This is a genomic window from Sinomonas sp. (assembly GCF_036848755.1).
Lineage (GTDB): Bacteria > Actinomycetota > Actinomycetes > Actinomycetales > Micrococcaceae > Sinomonas.
This window is the reverse complement of the sequence record NZ_DAIUJO010000241.1, coordinates 1-1,955: the sequence shown is the minus strand read 5'-3', so window position 1 is coordinate 1,955 and position 1,955 is coordinate 1. Positions and strand designations below refer to the sequence as shown.

The 1,955-nt window shown below is 63.8% G+C and carries 3 protein-coding genes; 1 reads left to right on the top strand and 2 read right to left on the bottom strand.

Annotated elements, in window-relative coordinates:
- Complete coding sequence (locus V7053_RS18955; protein WP_334173797.1) at positions 1-600, bottom strand: hypothetical protein; 600 nt, start codon at positions 598-600, stop codon at positions 1-3.
- A gap of 494 nt (positions 601-1,094) precedes the next feature.
- A complete protein-coding gene (locus tag V7053_RS18950) occupies positions 1,095-1,397 on the bottom strand; it encodes a hypothetical protein (protein ID WP_334173796.1) in 303 nt (100 codons plus the stop codon).
- A gap of 148 nt (positions 1,398-1,545) precedes the next feature.
- Between V7053_RS18950 and V7053_RS18945 the strand changes: the two genes are divergently transcribed.
- Complete coding sequence (locus tag V7053_RS18945; RefSeq protein WP_334173795.1) at positions 1,546-1,851, top strand: hypothetical protein; 306 nt, start codon at positions 1,546-1,548, stop codon at positions 1,849-1,851.
- Positions 1,852-1,955: the final 104 nt, after the last annotated feature.

The following is a 1,955-nucleotide window of genomic DNA, read 5'->3' as shown; positions in this document are numbered from 1 at the left end:
CTAACGCTCCGAGAGGAACGCCGAAAGCTCGGCCTGCATTCGTTCATGGGTATCGGGGGTCACTCGGATACTTCCTATGTTCGCCACCGTCGAAGCGAAATACTCTAAGGAGATGGCGCAGATGGCCTTCTGCGCTGCGGGCAAGGTGCAGGCTATGGCTTCCCCGTTTGCGGCGGTCGCGTCTGCCCAGGCGAAGTAGAAGGCGACGGTCGGGTCTGTTCCGTCGCCGGATGTGGCCAAATGCGGGTCCGTGACCGTGGGCGGGACCCAAATGGCCGCCGCGTAGAGGTTGGCGGCCTCAGTGGTGATCTGTTGCACCACGTCAGCGGAAGGATGAGAACACGAAGAGGCCGTGTAGTAGTTGCCGCGCATCGTCCGGTCGGCGGCGAGGACCGCCGGTATGTACGGGCAGGCGAGGTCAGCCGATGGCCCGGCTCCCCCCGCCCTGAGGGTCATCGTGGTGCCCTGGGAAGGGCTAGTCGTCGAGGTTGCTGCGATTACCAGTCCGCCGTCAGCGTTGAAGTAATGACCCTCGCACTTCGCGGCACTTGGCCCGATGAGGTACGCGGTTCCACCGTCGGGAGTCTCGGTGCCATACATCGCAGCCCCTTCAGGAGGAACCAGGGACGCAGCCACGCTCACGATTGGCGGAGGGGACCCGGGCGGAATCGGGGAGCCCCCATATTCGGAAGGAGGGATCGGGCAGTTGACTACATGTACTTGGACAGCCAAGTTCGGTGTAGTCGTCGAGGTAGTCGTGGGTGCAGCAGAAGACGACGGAATGGCGGTTGAGAGCACGGAGCTAGATGTCGTCGAATCGGATCTCGGCGACGAACTACCACTGCACCCAGAAGCACCGACGACGAGCGCAACAGACCCTGCGAGCATGGCCAACCGGTTACGTCCAGGAATCGGCCCTGCCGGACCACCCATCACAGATCCTTAAGGTTCGTCCCCACGGGCCACCGGCGAGTCTCGGAGGCGATCGGAACTGGATAGCTCACGGGACCAGCATCGCGCCATAACGTTCCATTCTGTGACCGGCCCTCTTGGGCGAGCGGACCGCGCGGTCACGCGATATTCGGCGATCCGCGCTACTTGTAGTCGAAGGTGTAGCACCACGCGAGGGCTTTCACTGCGTCCTCGGATGCCTCTGGATGGAGCTTTCTGAAGTCCTCGGCAGCCCGGTCTCCCATCTCGGCCAGGGCCGGAAGACGGTGCCGGGCGTCGGAAGAGTAGAAGTCCGCTTCAAGGAGCTTGATGGCACGAATCAGGTCGAGCGCGGTTTCCTCCCCGTACCGTTCGGCGACCTCGTCGTCTGACCGGCTTGGCCATGACCTGCGGCCCCAGCCAGTCCACCAGACGAGGGCCTCGCTCAGTAGCTCGGGGTCGGGCATGCGCTACAGAATGTCCTATCCTGCGCCGCCTCCGCCGCAAGTCGCAGCGATCGGCGGCGTGCGGGAATCGGCGGTCTGCGTGCGGAAGGGACGAGGCGTGGCAGGCTGTGGGAGGTGACCACTGCCCGCCGCCATCCTCGCTGACGACATGAAGTACGTCCTGGTGCTTCAGTGGCCGGCCTCGTCCATCAGCGACTTCGACGCGCTAATCGAGTTGGAAGATCGGGTCGTTCGTGCGGTCGGCCCAGCAGCGACGGTTGATGGGCACGACTTCGGGTCGGGGGAGGTCAACATCTTCGTTTTCACCGACGATCCCCGCACGACTTTCGCCGCCGCAGCCGCTGTCTTGGGCCAGGACTCCAGAGGGAGCGATGTGCGGGCGGCGTTCCGTCATCGGAGCGGGGAGACCTACACCGTGCTGTGGCCACTGGGCCACGAGTTCTCGATCGCATAACAATCCATCCCGAGCGATCCGGCACTAGCCCGACTGTCGCGACCACCGACTCGTAATCGGCGATCTGTCACTCGGAACAAGATCAGTCTGAACCCGGAGGAGGC

Excerpts from the sequence above, each read along its gene's own strand:
- V7053_RS18945 (WP_334173795.1), top strand. The coding sequence starts at position 1,546 with ATGAAGTACGTCCTGGTGCTTCAGTGGCCGGCCTCGTCCATCAGCGAC.
- V7053_RS18955 (WP_334173797.1), bottom strand. The coding sequence starts at position 600 with ATGTATGGCACCGAGACTCCCGACGGTGGAACCGCGTACCTCATCGGG.
- V7053_RS18950 (WP_334173796.1), bottom strand. The coding sequence starts at position 1,397 with ATGCCCGACCCCGAGCTACTGAGCGAGGCCCTCGTCTGGTGGACTGGC.